Source organism: Streptomyces atriruber (genome assembly GCF_001418325.1).
GTDB classification, from domain to species: Bacteria; Actinomycetota; Actinomycetes; order Streptomycetales; family Streptomycetaceae; genus Streptomyces; species Streptomyces atriruber.
This window is the reverse complement of the sequence record NZ_LIPN01000096.1, coordinates 104,047-119,585: the sequence shown is the minus strand read 5'-3', so window position 1 is coordinate 119,585 and position 15,539 is coordinate 104,047. Positions and strand designations below refer to the sequence as shown.

General features: G+C 72.9%; 16 protein-coding genes. 15 read left to right on the top strand and 1 reads right to left on the bottom strand.

Annotated elements, in window-relative coordinates:
* Positions 1 to 69 precede the first annotated feature (69 nt).
* From AOK03_RS11640 to AOK03_RS11590, 11 genes are read left to right on the top strand one after another with little or no spacing between them, the layout of a single operon-like run.
* A complete protein-coding gene (locus tag AOK03_RS11640; RefSeq protein ID WP_341845794.1) occupies positions 70 to 1,827 on the top strand; it encodes an aldehyde dehydrogenase family protein in 1,758 nt (585 codons plus the stop codon).
* Positions 1,828 to 1,862: 35 nt separating this feature from the next.
* Positions 1,863 to 2,774: a VOC family protein gene (locus AOK03_RS11635; protein ID WP_055565121.1), complete on the top strand. Its 912-nt coding sequence runs from the start codon at positions 1,863 to 1,865 to the stop codon at positions 2,772 to 2,774.
* Positions 2,771 to 3,568, top strand: coding sequence for an aspartate dehydrogenase domain-containing protein (locus tag AOK03_RS11630; RefSeq protein WP_208609528.1), 798 nt, complete (start codon positions 2,771 to 2,773; stop codon positions 3,566 to 3,568). Before AOK03_RS11635 ends, AOK03_RS11630 begins: the two co-directional genes overlap by 4 nt.
* A complete protein-coding gene (locus AOK03_RS41825; RefSeq protein ID WP_055565120.1) occupies positions 3,565 to 4,365 on the top strand; it encodes an alpha/beta fold hydrolase in 801 nt (266 codons plus the stop codon). Before AOK03_RS11630 ends, AOK03_RS41825 begins: the two co-directional genes overlap by 4 nt.
* Before the next feature lie 3 nt (positions 4,366 to 4,368).
* Positions 4,369 to 4,890: a cupin domain-containing protein gene (locus AOK03_RS11620; RefSeq protein WP_055565119.1), complete on the top strand. Its 522-nt coding sequence runs from the start codon at positions 4,369 to 4,371 to the stop codon at positions 4,888 to 4,890.
* Positions 4,883 to 5,623 carry an SDR family oxidoreductase gene (locus tag AOK03_RS11615; RefSeq protein ID WP_079074642.1) on the top strand — a complete coding sequence of 247 codons (741 nt, stop codon included), beginning with the start codon at positions 4,883 to 4,885 and terminating at the stop codon, positions 5,621 to 5,623. Before AOK03_RS11620 ends, AOK03_RS11615 begins: the two co-directional genes overlap by 8 nt.
* Before the next feature lie 17 nt (positions 5,624 to 5,640).
* On the top strand, positions 5,641 to 6,423 hold the full coding sequence (locus AOK03_RS11610) for an SDR family oxidoreductase (RefSeq protein WP_055565118.1): 783 nt from the start codon (positions 5,641 to 5,643) through the stop codon (positions 6,421 to 6,423).
* A gap of 9 nt (positions 6,424 to 6,432) precedes the next feature.
* Positions 6,433 to 8,064, top strand: coding sequence for a thiamine pyrophosphate-binding protein (locus AOK03_RS11605; protein ID WP_055565117.1), 1,632 nt, complete (start codon positions 6,433 to 6,435; stop codon positions 8,062 to 8,064).
* Between the two features lie 13 nt (positions 8,065 to 8,077).
* Positions 8,078 to 9,034: a PDR/VanB family oxidoreductase gene (locus AOK03_RS11600; RefSeq protein WP_055565116.1), complete on the top strand. Its 957-nt coding sequence runs from the start codon at positions 8,078 to 8,080 to the stop codon at positions 9,032 to 9,034.
* Between the two features lie 28 nt (positions 9,035 to 9,062).
* Positions 9,063 to 9,287: a recombinase-like helix-turn-helix domain-containing protein gene (locus AOK03_RS11595; RefSeq protein ID WP_055565115.1), complete on the top strand. Its 225-nt coding sequence runs from the start codon at positions 9,063 to 9,065 to the stop codon at positions 9,285 to 9,287.
* A gap of 1 nt (position 9,288) precedes the next feature.
* The gene (locus tag AOK03_RS11590; protein ID WP_055565114.1) at positions 9,289 to 10,302 is read left to right on the top strand and encodes an aromatic ring-hydroxylating oxygenase subunit alpha; all 1,014 of its coding nucleotides are present in this window, start codon (positions 9,289 to 9,291) and stop codon (positions 10,300 to 10,302) included.
* Here the strand turns inward: AOK03_RS11590 and AOK03_RS11585 are convergent.
* Positions 10,284 to 10,838, bottom strand: a complete 555-nt coding sequence (locus AOK03_RS11585; RefSeq protein WP_055565113.1) for a MarR family winged helix-turn-helix transcriptional regulator — start codon at positions 10,836 to 10,838, stop codon at positions 10,284 to 10,286. The genes AOK03_RS11590 and AOK03_RS11585 overlap by 19 nt on opposite strands.
* A 178-nt stretch (positions 10,839 to 11,016) precedes the next feature.
* Here AOK03_RS11585 and AOK03_RS11580 point away from each other — a divergent pair, with 178 nt between their 5' ends.
* The 4 genes from AOK03_RS11580 (at position 11,017) to AOK03_RS11565 (ending at position 15,510) form a co-directional block, all read left to right on the top strand.
* Positions 11,017 to 11,688, top strand: coding sequence for a FadR/GntR family transcriptional regulator (locus AOK03_RS11580; RefSeq protein WP_055565112.1), 672 nt, complete (start codon positions 11,017 to 11,019; stop codon positions 11,686 to 11,688).
* Between the two features lie 174 nt (positions 11,689 to 11,862).
* Complete coding sequence (locus AOK03_RS11575; RefSeq protein WP_055565111.1) at positions 11,863 to 12,852, top strand: PAC2 family protein; 990 nt, start codon at positions 11,863 to 11,865, stop codon at positions 12,850 to 12,852.
* Positions 12,853 to 13,088: 236 nt separating this feature from the next.
* Positions 13,089 to 14,846, top strand: coding sequence for a S8 family peptidase (locus AOK03_RS11570; protein ID WP_055565110.1), 1,758 nt, complete (start codon positions 13,089 to 13,091; stop codon positions 14,844 to 14,846).
* A 61-nt stretch (positions 14,847 to 14,907) separates the two neighbouring features.
* Complete coding sequence (locus tag AOK03_RS11565) at positions 14,908 to 15,510, top strand: hypothetical protein (RefSeq protein ID WP_063792476.1); 603 nt, start codon at positions 14,908 to 14,910, stop codon at positions 15,508 to 15,510.
* Positions 15,511 to 15,539: the final 29 nt, after the last annotated feature.

Below are 15,539 nucleotides of genomic sequence, written 5' to 3'. Positions count from 1 at the left end.
GCCGACGGGACGCGCGTCCCGGGCGGCTCGCTCACCTGGTCGTGCCCGGCCTGCCGTGGCCCCCTCGACCTGGACTTCTCCCCCTCACCCGCTCCCCTGAAGGCACTCGCGGGACGGGTCAACTCGCTGTGTCGGTACGCGGAATGCCTGCCCCTGCCCGCCCCCGCGATCTCCCTCGGCGAGGGCCGCACGCCCCTCGTGGAGCTGGCGGGGCCGGTTTCGGCCAAGTTGGACTTCCTGATGCCGACGCTGTCCTTCAAGGATCGTGGCGCGGTCATGCTCGCGGCCCTCGCACGGCGCCTCGGCCCCGACCGGGTCATCGCCGACAGCAGCGGCAACGCGGGCACGGCCGTCGCCGCGTACTGCGCGCGGGCCGGGCTCGACTGCACCGTGTTCGTACCCGCCGGGACGTCGCCGAAGAAGCTGGAGCAGATCGGCGCGCACGGAGCGCGGCTCGAAGTCGTCGACGGCGACCGGGAGTCGACGGCACTGGCGGCCCGCGCCGCCGCCGACCCGCGCTGGCGACGCCTGCTGCCGCACCAGCGCGCCCAACTCCTGCACCGAATAGCCACGTTGATCGAGGACAACGCCGAGCACCTCGCCGCACTGCAGACCGCGGACACCGGCAAGGCGCTCACCGAGACCCGCGCCCTGGTGGCCAGCGCCGCCGGGACGTTCCGCTACACGGCGGCCGCCCTGGAGACCGCCGAGGAGGCGCTCACCCCCTCGCGCGGCGACTACGTGACGATGAGCGTGTACGAGCCGATCGGCGTCGTCGGCGCGATCAACCCCTGGAACTCGCCCGTCGCCAGCGACGCGCAGAAGCTCGCCCCCGCACTCGCCGGCGGCAACGCCGTACTCCTCAAGCCCGCCGAGTGGACCCCTCTCGTCTCCCTGGCGCTCGGCCGCCTGATCGGCCGGGCACTCGACGAACTCGGCCTGCCCGCCGCCCTGCTGTCCGTCCTCCCCGGCCGCGGCAGCATCGTCGGTGACGCCATCGTGCGGGACCCGCGCGTCGGCAAGGTCACCTTCACCGGCGGCACCGCGACGGGACGCACCCTCGCCCACGCCGCCGCCGACAAGCTCATGCCCGTATCGCTGGAGCTCGGCGGCAAGTCACCGACGGTCGTCCGCGCCGACGCGGACGTCGAGCAGGCGCTGGCCGGGGTGATGTTCGGGGTGTTCTCCTCCAGCGGACAGTCCTGCGTCGCCGGGTCCCGGCTGTTCGTGGCGCGCGAGCTGTACGCGGAGTTCGTCGGCGAACTCGTCGAGCGGGTAAGCAAGTTGCGCGTCGGCCCCGGCACGGACCCCGACACACAGGTGGCGCCGCTCGTCCACCACGAGCACCGGGACGCCGTCGCGCGGTACGTCGACCTCGCCCGTGCGGAGGGCGCGCGCGTGCTGTGCGGCGGCGCCGCGCCCGAAGGGCCCGCCTACGCCGACGGCGCGTACTACCTGCCCACCGTCCTGGACGGCCTGCCGAACTCCTCGCGGACCTGCCAGGAGGAGATCTTCGGCCCGGTCCTGGTCGCCCTGCCCTTCGACGACGAGGACGACCTCGTGCGGCAGGCCGACTCCTCCGTGTACGGCCTGGCCTGCGGCATCTGGACCCGCGACCACCGGGCCGCGTGGCGGATCGCGCGCCGCGTCGAGGCGGGCACCGTCTGGATCAACACGTACAAGCAGTTCAGCGTCTCCACCCCCTTCGGCGGCATGAAGGACAGCGGCCTCGGCCGGGAGAAGGGCCGCGACGGCATCCGCTCCTACCAGCGCCAGAAGTCCCTGTACTGGGGCACCGCCGACACCCCGCTGCCCTGGGCCGAATGACCTTCTGGAGCACCTGTGACCCTCTGGAGCACCTGATGTCCCATCCCCACCCCCCGATAGCCCGGCTGCGCGCCCTGCGCTCCGTCGAGCTGCTCACCCCCTCCTTCGCGGAGGCCGCCGACTTCTACGAGGACGCCTGGGGCCTGGAGGTCGTCGAGGCCGAACACAGCGCGAGCTGGCTGCGCGGCACCGGCGACGAGCACCACGCCCTCCAGCTCACCCGGTCCGACCGGACCGGACTCGGGCGCCTCTCCTTCGCCGTCGGCACCCCCGCCGAGGTCGACGAGGCCGCCCGGCGCCTCGAAGCGCGCGGCATCGCCCCGGTGGCCGGTCCCGGACCGCTCGACCAGGTCGGCGGCGGCTACGGCCTGCGCTTCGCCGACCACGAGGGCCGCACCGTCGAGCTCTCCGCCGACACCTGGGCGGTCCCGCCGCGCGGCCGGGACGGCGCGGTACCGGTGGGCGTCACACACGCCGTCCTCAACACCACCGACATCGACGCCTCCGTCGCCTTCTACCGCGACGTGCTGGGCCTGCGCGTCTCCGACTGGTCCGAGCACCAGATGGCGTTCCTGCGCTGCAACGCCGACCACCACTGCGTCGCCTTCAACCAGGCCGAGTGGGTCTCCCTCAACCACGTGGCGTACGAGATGAGTTCGATCGACCACTTCATGCGGGGACTCGGGCGGCTGCGCCACCACGGGATCGTGCCTCAGTGGGGTCCGGGGCGGCACGGCCCCGGCAACAACACCTTCTCCTACTTCACCGATCCGACCGGGCTCGTCTGCGAGTACACCTCCGAGGTCGCCCAGGTCGTCGAGGACCGCTGGATCGCCAAGGTGTGGCGGCGGGTGCCCGAGCTGTCCGACCTGTGGGGCACGGCGGGACCGCCGTCGAAGGAGATCCGCTGCCACATGGCCGGTATGCCGGAAGGAGCGCACGCGTGACCGCCACCCTGAAAGTCGGACTGGTCGGCTGGGGCGCCATCGGCCGGGTCGTCGGCACCGCGCTCGTCGAACACCGCATCCCCGGCGCCGAGTTGACGTGCGTCGTCGACAACCGTCCGCTCGGCGAGGCGGCGCCCGCGCCGCAGGTCTCCTTCGACGAGGCCCTGGAGCGCTGCGAACTGATCGTGGAGGCGGCGGGGCAGGGGGTCGTACGGGAATGGGGCGAGCGCGTCCTCACCTCCGGGACCGACCTGCTGATCGCCTCGACGGGCGCCCTCACCGACGAGGAGCTGGCGAAGCGGCTGCTCGCGGCGGGCCCCGGCCGGGTCTACTTCACCGGCGGCGCGGTCGGCGGCCTCGACCTCCTGCAGGCCGTGCGCTCCCTCGGCCCGCTCGACGAGGTGCGACTGACCACCACGAAGCTGCCTGGCACGCTCGAACAGCCCTGGATGGACGCGGAGTTGCTGTCCCGGATGCGGACGGCGACCGGCCCGGTCGAGGTGCTGTCGGGGACCGCGCGCGACGTCCCCGTGAAGTTCCCCAAGTCGACGAACGTCGCGGCCTCGGTCGCCCTCGCCGTCGGCGACCTGGACGCCGTGCGGGTCCAGGTCGTCGCCGACCCCGGCGCGCACCACACGCGGCACGTCGTCGAGGCGTCCGGCGCGCACGGCTCGTACCGCTTCGAGGTCGCCCATCTGCCGGACCCCGGCAACCCCGCGACCAGCCAGGTCGTGCCGTACGCGGTGCTGCGCTCGCTGGCGGCGCTGGCCGGGCGGACGGGGCAGATCCTGTGACCGGCCGCGCTCCCGAGGTGCACGTGGCGGAGGCGGGATCGAGTGGTCCGCTGCTGCTGTGCCTGCACGGCATCGGCTCCTCGTCGGCCTCGTTCGCGCCCCAGCTCGACGGCCTCTCCGGACAGCTGCGGGTCCTCGCCTGGGACGCGCCCGGGTACGCCGAGTCACCCGACCCGGAAGGGCCGTTGGGCCTGGACGGGTTCGCGGACGCGGCGGCCGAGGTGATCCGCGCCCGGGGCGCTTCGGCGCACGTCCTCGGCGTCTCGTGGGGCGGTGTGATCGCGCTGCGGCTCGCCGCCCGCCATCCGGACCTCGTGGACTCGCTGATCGTCGCGGACTCCAGCGCCGGTTCCGGGACCGATCCCGCGAAGGCGGCGGCCATGCGGCGGCGCGCCGCCGAGCTGGCCGAGCTCGGGCCCCGCGCCTTCGCCGAGCGGCGCGGCCCCCGGCTCGTCTCGCCCGACGCGCCGCCCGAGCTCGTCGCCCGGGTCGTCGGCACCATGGCCGCCGCGGTGCGCCTGCCCGGCTACGCCTACGCCGCCGAGTCGATGGCCGCGGCCGACCTGCGCCCCGAACTCCCCGCCATCGGCGCCCCCTCCCTCGTCCTCTGCGGCGACCAGGACCGGGTCACCGGCGTCGAGGCCTCCCAGGCCGTCGCCGGGGCCCTGCACAAGACGGCCTACGTGATCGTCAAGAACGCCGGTCACCTGGCCAACCAGGAACAGCCCGAGCGGTTCAACGCCTGGGTGCTCTCCCACCTCCGCATCACCGCCCACCTTCCCGAGCAGGAGTTCTGAGCCATGCCTCTGACCACGACCGAGTACGACAACGGCGGCGACCTCGCCCGTTACACCGACTCCCTCATCGCCTCGAAGGACTCGCGCGTCGCGGACTTCGACACCCTCTCCTTCCAGGAGAAGGCGGGTCCGCAGTACCGCCGCGGCCAGATCCGCTACGTCGGGTCCGGTGCCACCGGCAACCACGAGAGCGACAGCAGGATCCTCCCCTCCGGCGGCTTCACCTTCTCCAACATGCTGCTGCCGCCCGGCGCCGAAGGGCCCGCCCACACCCACCACGACGTGGAGGAGGCCTTCTTCGTCCTGGAGGGCGAGGTCCGGGTCGGCGTGCACCGGGGCCCGGACGAGGTCGAGTACCGCACGCTCGGCTACCGCGACATGATCGTCGTCCCGGCCGGGGTGACCCGCTCCCTGAAGAACGAGGGCGACACCGACGCCCTGTTCTGCGTCGTCATCGGCACGCGGAAGCCGCAGGTGCCGTCGTACCCGGAGTACTCGCCGATGCACGGCGTCACCCGTGGCTGACCCACGCACCGTCGTGATCACCGGGGCGGGCCGTGGCCTGGGCCTTGCCATGGCCCGCCGGGCGGGCGCCGACGGCTTCCGGGTCGTCGTCGCCGAGCTGGACGCCGAGCGGGGCGCGGGGGCGGAGCGGGAGCTGCGCGCGGAGGGGCTCGACGCCCGGTTCGTGCGCTGCGACGTCGCCGACCCCGCGTCGGTCGCGGAGCTCGCCGACGCCGTGCGCGAGACGGGGCCGCTGTACGGCCTCGTCAACAACGCGGCGCTCGCCAACGGTGTCGGCGGCAAGGAGTTCCAGGACATCGACATCGCGGCGTGGGACCGGCTGATGGCGGTCAACGCACGCGGCCCCTGGCTCGTCGCGAAGTGCCTGCACCCGCTGTTCGGGCCCACCGGGCGCATCGTGAACATCGCGTCGGACGCGGCCCTCTACGGCTCCCCGCGGCTCGCCCACTACATCGCGTCCAAGGGCGCCGTCATCGCCCTCACCCGGGCCATGGCACGGGAGCTCGGCGAGCGCGGCATCACCGTCAACGCGCTCGCGCCGGGCCTCACCGAGTGCGAGGCGACCGAGACGGTGCCGGCCGAGCGGCACGGGCTCTACCGGGCCAACCGGGCCATCGCGCGTCCGCAGCAACCCGACGACCTGGTCGGCCTCGCCGCCTTCCTCCTCTCCGAGGAGTCCCGCTATCTGACCGGACAGGTGGTCGCCGTCAACGGCGGCTTCACCATGAACTGACCCTGGAGAAGACAGACATGGATCTGGGCCTCGCCGACCGGACCTTCCTGGTCACCGGCGGCAGCTCGGGCGTCGGCCTGGCCACGGTCCGCGCCCTGCTCGACGAGGGCGCGTACGTCGCCACCTGCGGGCGCGACGCCGACCGGCTCAACGGGATCGGCACGCACGACCGCCTCTTCACCGCGCCGTGCGACGTGCGGGACGCCACCGCCGTGAGGGAGTTCACGCGCCGCGCGGCCGAGGAGTTCGGCGGCCGGGGCGTCATCGACGGACTCGTCAACAACGCCGGGCAGTCCCGGATGAAGCGTCTCGACGAGACGACCGAGGACGACTGGCGCGACGAGCTGGAGCTGAAGTTCGCGGGGGTCCTCAACCCGCTGCACGCCGCCCGCCCGTACCTGCGCGCCTCGGCGGGCGCGTCCGTCGTGAACGTCAACGCCGTCCTCGCCAAACAGCCCGAGCCCCGCCTCATCACCACCAGCGCCGCCCGCGCGGGCATCCTCAACCTCTCCGCGTCCCTCGCCCGTGAGCTCGCGCCGGACGGCATCCGCGTCAACTCCGTCTGCCTGGGGCTCATCGACACCGGGCAGTGGACGCGGCGGCACGCCGCCGCCGGCTCCGGCCGCTCGTACGAGGAGTGGCAGGCGGAGCTCGCCGCCGACCGCGGTGTCGCGCTCGGCCGGCTGGGGCGGGCCGACGAGGTGGCGTACGCGATCCTCGCGCTGCTCTCACCGCGCGCCTCCTACATCACAGGAACCAGCATCGACGTCTGCGGCGGAGTCGGCCGCGGCATCCTCTGAGGAGCCCCCATGCGTTACGACAACGGAGGCGATCTCCTCGTCGCCGTCCTGCGCGAACTCGGCATCGACACGGTCTTCGGGATCGTCAGCGTCCACAACCTGCCGCTCGTCGAGGCCGTCGACCGCGAACTGCGCTTCGTGCCGGTGCGGCACGAGGCGACGGCCGTGAACGCCGCCGACGCCCACGGCAGGGCCCGCGGCTCGATCGGCTGCGCGCTCACCTCGACCGGCACCGGCGCGGGCAACGCGGCCGGGTCGCTCGTCGAGGCGCTCAGCGCGGGAACGTCCGTGCTGCACGTCACCGGGCAGGTGGAGAGCCGGTACCTGGGCAGCGGGCGCGGCTTCATCCACGAGACGAAGGACCAGCTGGGCATGTTGACGGCGGTCTCGGCGTACGCGGCCACCGTGCCGTCCGCCGCCGACGCGGGCCGCGTGCTGCGCGCGGCGGCCCGTGCCGCGCTCGCCGCGCCCGGCGGCCCCGCCAGCGTGGAGTGGCCGGTGGACCTCCAGTACGCGGCGCAGACCGACGCGGCGCTCGACCTGCCCGCGCCGATCTTCACCGCCCCGCTGGGCGACGAACTGGGCGCCGCGGGCGAGCTGTTGGCGTCGGCGCGGCGCCCCCTGGTCTGGGCGGGCGGCGGCGCCACGGGCGCGGGCGCCGAACTGGCCGAGCTGCTCGCCGCCACCGGCGCCGGGCTGCTCACCTCCAACTCGGGGCGCGGCGCGGTGCCCGAGGACGACCCGCGGGTCGTCGGGAACTTCGCCACCACCCCGGCGGGTCGCGCCCTGCTCGCGGACGCCGACGTGCTCGTGAGCGTGGGCACGCACTTCAGGTCCAACGAGACCGCCGACTACGGCCTCGACCTGCCCGCCGCCCACCTCCAGATCGACATCGATCCGGCGGCCCTCGGCCGTGTCTACCCGGCGGCGCACGCCCTGTGCGGCGACGCGGCCGAGGTACTGCGCGCCCTCCTGCCGTACGCCCGCCGCACCGAGGCCGAGTCCGGCTGGAGCCGACGCGTCACCGGGGTGCGCGAGGAGGTCCGGGCCGACCTGCGCGAGGCCATCGGCCCGCAGGCTGCGCTCTGCGACGCGATCCGCGCCGCGCTCCCCCGGGCGGCGGTGATCGCCCGTGACGTGACCATCGCGTCCAGCAGCTGGGGCAACCGCCTCCTGGAGATGTACGACCCGCGGGACAACGTCTTCCCGCGCGGCGGCGGCATCGGACAGGGCCTCGGCATGGGCATCGGTGCGGCGCTCGCCCGGCCCGGGGCCCCCACCGTGGTCCTCGCGGGCGACGGCGGGCTCGCGGTACACCTCGGCGAACTCCTCACCCTCGCGCAGGAGAGGCCGCAGCTGACCCTGATCGTCTTCAATGACGGCGGCTACGGCGTGCTCCGCAACATGCAGGACCGCTACGGCGAGCGCCGCTCCGGCGTCGACCTCGCCACGCCCGACTTCGCTCTCCTCGCGCAGGCGTGTGGGCTGCCGTACCTGCGGATCGCCGCGGCCGAGCAGGCGGGGCCGGTCGTCGCCGAGGCCGTCGCCTCGGGCGGTCCGGTGCTCGTCGAGGTGGACCTCGCGGCGCTCGGTCCGATGAAGAGCCCGTTCACCCCGCCCGTGAAGATCCCCGCAGCGTAGGGAGGCCCCAGCCATGACCACCCCAGAGACCGAGCTGGACCTGCTGGTGCGCCGGATGACGTGGGAGGCACAGGGCGTGCTCTCCGTCGAGCTCGTCCACCCGGACGGCAAACCGCTGCCCGCCTGGGAGCCCGGCGCGCACCTCGACGTCCTCGTGGGCGGGCAGGTGCGGCAGTACAGCCTGTGCGGCGATCCCCGGGACGCCGCTTCGTACCGCATCGGAGTCCTCAACGAGCCCTCCTCGCGCGGCGGTTCGCGGTACGTGCACACGCAGCTGCGGCCCGGTCAGCGCGTCACGGTGTCCGAGCCGCGCAACCACTTCGCGCTGGAGGACGCGCCGGGCTATGTGTTCGTCGCGGGCGGCATCGGAATCACCCCGGTCCTCGCGATGGCCAGGGAGGCGGCGCGGCGCGGCACGCCCTGGCGGCTCGTGTACGGCGGGCGCACCCGCGACTCGATGGCGTTCACCGATGAACTGGCCGCGCTGGGCGGTGCGTCGACTCTCGTACCGCACGACGAGCAGGGGCACATCGACCTCGCCGACGCGCTCGGCGGCGGTGGCCGGGGGCTGCCCGAGGGCACCCTCGTGTACTGCTGCGGGCCCGAGCCGCTGCTCACCGCCGTGGAGGCGGCCTGTCCGGCCGAGCGGCTGCGGGTGGAGCGCTTCGCGGCGCCGGCCGTCGAGCGCTCCGGCGACGACGCGGCCTTCGAGGTGGAGTGCCGGCGCTCCGGCGTGACGCTCTCCGTGGGCCCGGACACCTCGGTCCTCGCGGCCGCGGAGGCCGCCGGGCTCTCCGTGAACAGCTCCTGCCGGGACGGCATCTGCGGGTCCTGCGAGACCCGTGTGCTCGACGGCGCCCCCGACCACCGCGACTTCCTGCTCAGCGAGGCCGAGCACGCCGCGAACGCCTCGATGATGATCTGCGTCTCGCGCTGCGCCTCGGGCCGCCGTCTCGTCCTCGACCTGTGAACCACTCCCCCGGCCCCTGGAGGCATCAGTGACCACGACCTGGCCGTACCTGGACATCCACCAGTCCCGTACGCACGAGCCCAGCCCCTACGAGTACAAGCTGGCCGCCACCCTCGAAGAGGTCTTCACGAAGGAGGGCCACGAACTGGCCGACGTCGTCCGCGGGCTCAACGCCCGCCAGGTCCACGCGCCCGACGGCGCGCCCTGGACCGAGGAGTCCTTCCGCGCCGAGATCAACCGACTGGGAGCCTGAGATGAGCCCGTCCGTGAAAGACACCGCCGACCACATCTACGCCACGGGCCTGCGCAACCAGTGGCATCCGGTCGTCCCGTCCTCCTTCGTGGCACCCGGCGACATGCGCAAGGTCACCGCGCTCGGCGAGCAGTGGCTGCTCTTCCGCCGCTCCGACGGCGCCCTGTCGATGCTCGCCGACCGCTGCCCGCACCGCGGGGCGCCCCTCTCCCTGGGCAAGCACCTGGGCGACCGGGTGGCGTGCTGGTACCACGGGGTGGAGGTCGAGACCGACGGCACCGTGTCGTCCGTGCCCGGACTGCCCGGCTGCAACCTGGAGGGCAAGAAGCTCGTCGCGTCGCTGCCCGTGCGCGAGGTCGGCGGCGCGGTCCTCGCGTACTTCGGGGACGAGCAGCACCCCGAACCGGCCGAGCTGACCCTGCCCGAGCCGCTCACCGACCCCGAGGTCGACGCGATCCTCTGCTACGCGGAGTGGAACGGCCCGTGGCGGTTCGCGGTGGAGAACCTCCTCGACCCGATGCACGGCGCGTTCCTGCACCACGAATCGCACACCATGTACGACGGCGACACCACCGCCAAGTTCCGCATCCGGGAGACGGACCGCGGCTACTTCTTCGAGAAGACCGACCAGCGGGGCGTCAACTTCGACTGGGTGGAGCTGTGCCGCACGGGCGTGGACTGGGTGGACCTGACCATCCCGTATCCGCCGTCGGCGGGCCCCGGCGGCCCGTTCGGGATCGTCGGCATGGTCTGTCCGGTCGACGAGAACCGCACCGGCGTCTTCTTCTGGCGCTACCGGCGCGTTCAGGGCTGGCAGCGCGACAGCTGGCGGTTCCTCTACCGGACCCTCATCGAGGAGCGCCACTGGCAGGTGCTCGAACAGGACCGGGTGATGCTGGAGGCCATGCCGGCCGACGCCGACCAGCGGGAGAACCTCTACCAGCACGACCTGGGAGTGGTCCGGCTGCGCCGGATGTACCGCGCGGAGGCGGAGGCTCAGGCCTCGTCGGTCTGAGCGCCCTCGGCGTCCCGCGGACCGGCGTCGGTGATGGACCGCTCCAGCTTGGACAGCAGGCGGGCCAGCTGGCGCCGCTCGGCCGGGGAGAGCCCGTCGAGCATCCGGCGTTCGTTGTCGAGGTGCTCGGCGAACACCTCGTCGATCTTGGCGAGCCCCGCCTCGGTGAGCCGTGAGTAGACGACGCGGCGGTCCTCGGCGTCGCGCTCGCGCACGATCAGGCCGTCCTTCTCCAGCCGGTCGATGCGCAGCGTCACCCCGGCGGAGGAGACCAGTCCGGAGTCGGCCAGCTGGCCCGCGGTGAGACGGTAGGGGGCGCCGGCCCTGCGCAGTGCGGTGAGCACGTCGAATCCGGCGACCGCGAGCCCGTGCCGCTCGATCGCGGAGGTCAGCCGGGTGTTGTAGCGGATGAAGGTGCGGTGCAGCCGGGCGAGGACCTCCAGCGGCGAGGTGTCGAGGTCGGGCCGTTCCCGCGCCCAGTCCGCGATGATCGACGCCACCGCGTCCGGCTGCTGCGCCGCCTTCTTCCCGGCCATCTGCCGCCCGCCCTCCTGGGACCGCCCGGCGGTGCGCCGGGACCCGTGGGGAAATCTTAGCCCTCAAGGAAATGGGTCAATCCCCGTACTCACCTGCGGCATGGCCGCGCGCCGGGCCATAATCGCCTGATACATCGGATGTCTTTTTGACACTTTTGACTGGTGAGGCGAGGTCCCCATGGCTGTCACCGACGAGGCCATCGAGAAGATCAAGGGCATGATCGTCTCGGGCGCGCTGCGCCCCGGCGACCGGCTGCCCAAGGAGAGTGAACTCGCCGCCGAGCTGGGCCTCTCGCGCAACTCGCTGCGCGAGGCGGTGCGCGCCCTCGCCCTGATCCGCATCCTCGACGTGCGCCAGGGCGACGGGACGTACGTCACCAGCCTGGACCCCCAACTCCTCCTGGAAGCACTGAGCTTCGTCGTCGACTTCCACCGCGACGACACGGTCCTGGAGTTCCTCGCGGTCCGCCGCATCCTCGAACCGGCGGCCACCGCGATGGCCTGCGCCCACATCACCGATGCCGAACTGGACACGCTGACCGCACAGTTGGACGCACTGGGCGCCGATCCCTCGGTGGAGGAGCTGGTCGCCTGCGACCTGGAGTTCCACCGCGGCATCGTCCAGTCCGCCGGGAACTCCGTCCTGTGCTCCCTGCTGGACGGCCTCTCCGGACCCACCACCCGGGCCCGCGTCTGGCGCGGCCTCACCCAGGAGGACGCCGTCAGCCGCACCCTGCACGAGCACCGGGCGATCCTCACCGCCCTGCGCGACCGCGACGCGGAGGCGGCCCGATCATGGGCGACGGTGCACATCGCGAGCGTGGAGCAGTGGCTGCGCACGACGCTGTGAGACCGCCCCGCTGCCCTGCGTGAACGCGCGGCTCCGCCCAGCGCGAACCCGCCGTTTCCCGGCCCCCGGCGTGGGCAGTGATCACGCACTCCCCCACGCAAGGGGGCTGCGGACGGACCCCGTCGACGCCGTAAGGTTGGGGCGTACGCAAGGGAACGTCGGAAGGAGGCCTGGGTGATCGAGCTCGAGGGGGTACCCGAGCTGGTCGACCCGGTCATGGTGGCCGCGTTCGAGGGCTGGAACGACGCCGGCGACGCCGCCTCCACCGCGGTCGCGCATCTCGACAAGGAGTGGAAGGGCGAGGTGTTCGCGGCGCTGGACGCCGAGGACTACTACGACTTCCAGGTCAACCGTCCGACGGTCTGGCTGGACGGCGGAGTGCGCAAGATCACGTGGCCGACGACGAGACTCTCGGTGGTCCGGGTCGGCGGCGACAAGCCCCGCGACCTGGTCCTGGTCCGGGGCATCGAGCCGTCGATGCGCTGGCGGTCGTTCTGCAACGAGATCCTGGGCTTCGCGCACGAGCTGGGCGTCGAGCTGGTGGTGATCATGGGCGCGCTGCTCGGCGACACCCCGCACACCCGCCCCGTTCCGGTCAGCGGCGTGACGTCCGACCCGGACCTGGCCCGGACCATGGACCTGGAGGAGACCAAGTACGAGGGCCCGACGGGCATCGTCGGCATCCTCCAGGAGGCGTGCACGCACGCGGGCGTCCCGGCCGTGAGCCTGTGGGCGGCCGTCCCGCACTACGTGTCGCAGCCGCCCAACCCCAAGGCCACGCTCGCGCTCCTGAACCGTCTGGAGGACCTGATCGACCTGCGGATCCCGCTGGGCGAGCTGGCCGAGGACGCGCGGGCCTGGCAGGTGGGCGTGGACCAGCTGGCCGCCGAGGACAGCGAAGTCGCGGAGTACGTCCAGTCGCTGGAGGAGGCGCGGGACACCGCGGAGCTCCCGGAGGCGTCGGGCGAGGCCATCGCCCGCGAGTTCGAGCGGTATCTGCGGCGGCGCGACGGCGGTGACGGCGGAGCGGCGTACCTCAGGGACTCGCCCAGCGACCGCACGCGTCCGCCGAAGCCGAAGCCCACACAGCGGCCGGGGCAGGCGCCGGAGGACGGCGAGGGCGACAGCGGCGACTCCGGCCCGCCGGATTCCTCGGACGACTGAGGCTTCGCAGCACGTTTCATGGGGCGGCACCCGCACGGGTGCCGCCCCATTGTGTCGCTGATGGCCGATCTGCTGCCCATGGCCGAATTGCACGGGGTTCCCTTTTCAACTTCCTTTCAAACACTGTTGCGCGAAAGAGGGGTGGACGGCGCGGCCCGGCCGTAGCAGGGTGTGCCCCGGAAACCTGGCGCAGCGCACAGCACGGCACCCGAAGGACGGAAGGGAGCGGTGAAGCGATGACCGAGCAGGCAGACCCGGCGCGGGACCCCGGAGCCGGCGGACCGGGCCCCGACGGAATGGGATTCACCTACCGAGAAGCCCAGCAGGAGCTGATCGTCGTCGCCCGGCCCGAGGCCCGGCTGCGCGCCGGCGAGCGGGACGTCCGCTCGGCCTCCGGCTCCGATGTATCAGCCCTGAACATGTTCCTGTCCGACGAACAGCTCACTCTGGAGCCGCTGTTCGGCAGCGAAGAACGGCTGCGGGCCGCCGCGCCCCCGGCCGACGGCGAGAACGACGTGCCCGACCTGGCCCTCTTCTACCGGGTCCGCGGCGGCGACGACCGCCCCGACGAACTGCGCGCCCGGATGGCGGCACTGCCGGGCATCGACACGGCGTACGTCAAACCGGGCGCCGTACCGGCCTCCATCGACCCCTCGCCGACCCAGCCGCACGACCTCGACGAGGCGACCCGGCGACGCAAGGAAGGCATGCCCTCCACCCCCGACTTCACCAGCCGCCAGGGCTACTTGAAGCCGGCACCGGAGGGAATCGACGCACGCTGGGCCTGGCAGCGCATCGGCGGCTCCGGCGAGGGCGTCACCGTCGTCGACATCGAGGGCTCCTGGCAGCTGCGCCACGAGGACCTCGCCGCGAAGCTCGCGGGCGTCGTCGTCGGCACCCCCATCCAGGACCTGGCCTGGCGCAACCACGGCACCGCGGTGATCGGCGTCATCGGCGGCGACCGCAACTCCCTCGGCATCACCGGCATCGTGCCGGAGGCCGTGACGGCGGCCGCCTCCTTCCAGCCCCTCGGCACGGCCGCCACCATCCACGCGGCGGCGGAGCGGCTGAACCGCGGCGACATCATCCTGCTCGAACTGCACCGCCCCGGACCGAAGTTCGACTTCGAGGCGCGCGACGACCAGAAGGGGTACATCGCCATCGAGTGGTGGCCCGACGACTACGCCGCGGTGCGGTACGCCACCGCGAAGGGCGTGCTCGTCGTCGGCGCGGCGGGCAACGGCGCCGAGTCCCTGGACGACGCGGTCTACGAGCGCCGTCCCGACGGCTTCCCGTCCTGGTGGCGCAACCCGTTCAACCCGAGCAACCGCTCCTCCGACGCGGTCCTGGTGGGCGCGGGCGCTCCCCCGCCCGGGACCCACGGCCGTGACCACGGCCCCGACCGTTCGCGGCTGGCGTTCTCCAACTACGGGGCACGCGTGGACGCGCAGGGCTGGGGCCGTGAGACCACGACCACCGGCGGCTTCTGGGACCGGCCCGGCGACCTGCAGGGCGGCGCCGACGAGATCGCCTGGTACACCGACACGTTCTCCGGCACGTCGTCCGCGTCCCCGATCGTCGTGGGCGCCCTGGCCTCGCTGCAGGGCATGCTGAAGGCCTCGGGCCAGCAGCCGATGACCCCGGACCGGGCCCGCAGGGTGCTGCGCTCCACGGGCTCCCCGCAGCAGGACGCGCCGGGCAGGCCCGCGTCGCAGCGGATCGGCAACCGCCCCGACCTCAAGGGGGCGGTCACGAACCTGCTGCCGTCCGCGGTGGGTTCGGGTCAGGCCGAGCGGTACTGGGACGAGCTGCTCCCGTATCCGCCGGAACTCCCGCCGCGGCTCCGGCTGTTCGTGGCCGGACAGTGGCGCAACCTCGACAACCCGTCCCCCGAGACGCGGCAGGCGGTGCACTCCGCCTTCGCCGGGGGCCGACCGGACGTACGCGTCTGGTTCTCGGACGACGAGGTCGTCGGCCTCGTCGTCACGGGCTGAAGCACGACCGCACTCCAGCACTGCTGAAGGACCACAACCATTGAGGGAAGGTGGCACCCGCATGAGCACCACCCCGCAGATGAGTCAGCTGGGCCAGCAACAAGGACGGCAGTACGGACCGCAGCAGCAGTACGGCCAGCAGTACGGGCCGCAGCAGTACGGCTCCCAGCAGAGCCCCAGCACGGCCCCTCCGCAGCAGCAGAGCCAGCAGCAGTACGGCCCTCAGCAGGGCATGCAGGGCCAGCAGGGCATGCAGGGCCAGCAGGGCATCCAGGGCCAGCAGGGCATGCACCAGGGCATGCAGCAGCAAGTCCCGCAGCAGCTGCGCCAGCAGCTCCAGCAGCTCGGCCAGCAGCAGCCGTTCCAGACCCTGCTGCAGCAGTTCGGCCAGGAGCAGGAGATCCCCCAGGCGCAGGCGCCCGAGATCTCCACCCAGGCGCTCGCGTCCAACGTGGCGACGGCGTTCTGGGACGTCGTCGAGCCGCTCCCGGGCCAGGCGTACATCCTCTATCTGCACGTCGACAACGCCTGGCGGGCCTTCGTCAACCCCAACCCGCAGACCCACGACGAGGTCCAGGAGGCATTCGCCTTCGGGCAACAGGTGATCGGCTACTACGACACCAACAACCCGGGCTACCTGCTGGCCATCGTCATCACCAAGTGACCCGCGCGAGCGGCACGCGTCTCGCGTGA

What these genes read in the sequence shown, in the direction of transcription:
- AOK03_RS11635 (WP_055565121.1), top strand. Translation starts at nt 1,863, where the DNA reads ATGTCCCATCCCCACCCCCCGATAGCCCGGCTGCGCGCCCTGCGCTCC.
- AOK03_RS11610 (WP_055565118.1), top strand. Translation starts at nt 5,641, where the DNA reads ATGGATCTGGGCCTCGCCGACCGGACCTTCCTGGTCACCGGCGGCAGC.
- AOK03_RS11565 (WP_063792476.1), top strand. Translation starts at nt 14,908, where the DNA reads ATGAGCACCACCCCGCAGATGAGTCAGCTGGGCCAGCAACAAGGACGG.
- AOK03_RS11600 (WP_055565116.1), top strand. Translation starts at nt 8,078, where the DNA reads ATGACCACCCCAGAGACCGAGCTGGACCTGCTGGTGCGCCGGATGACG.
- AOK03_RS11570 (WP_055565110.1), top strand. Translation starts at nt 13,089, where the DNA reads ATGACCGAGCAGGCAGACCCGGCGCGGGACCCCGGAGCCGGCGGACCG.
- AOK03_RS11605 (WP_055565117.1), top strand. Translation starts at nt 6,433, where the DNA reads ATGCGTTACGACAACGGAGGCGATCTCCTCGTCGCCGTCCTGCGCGAA.
- AOK03_RS11585 (WP_055565113.1), bottom strand. Translation starts at nt 10,838, where the DNA reads ATGGCCGGGAAGAAGGCGGCGCAGCAGCCGGACGCGGTGGCGTCGATC.
- AOK03_RS11590 (WP_055565114.1), top strand. Translation starts at nt 9,289, where the DNA reads ATGAGCCCGTCCGTGAAAGACACCGCCGACCACATCTACGCCACGGGC.
- AOK03_RS11620 (WP_055565119.1), top strand. Translation starts at nt 4,369, where the DNA reads ATGCCTCTGACCACGACCGAGTACGACAACGGCGGCGACCTCGCCCGT.
- AOK03_RS11580 (WP_055565112.1), top strand. Translation starts at nt 11,017, where the DNA reads ATGGCTGTCACCGACGAGGCCATCGAGAAGATCAAGGGCATGATCGTC.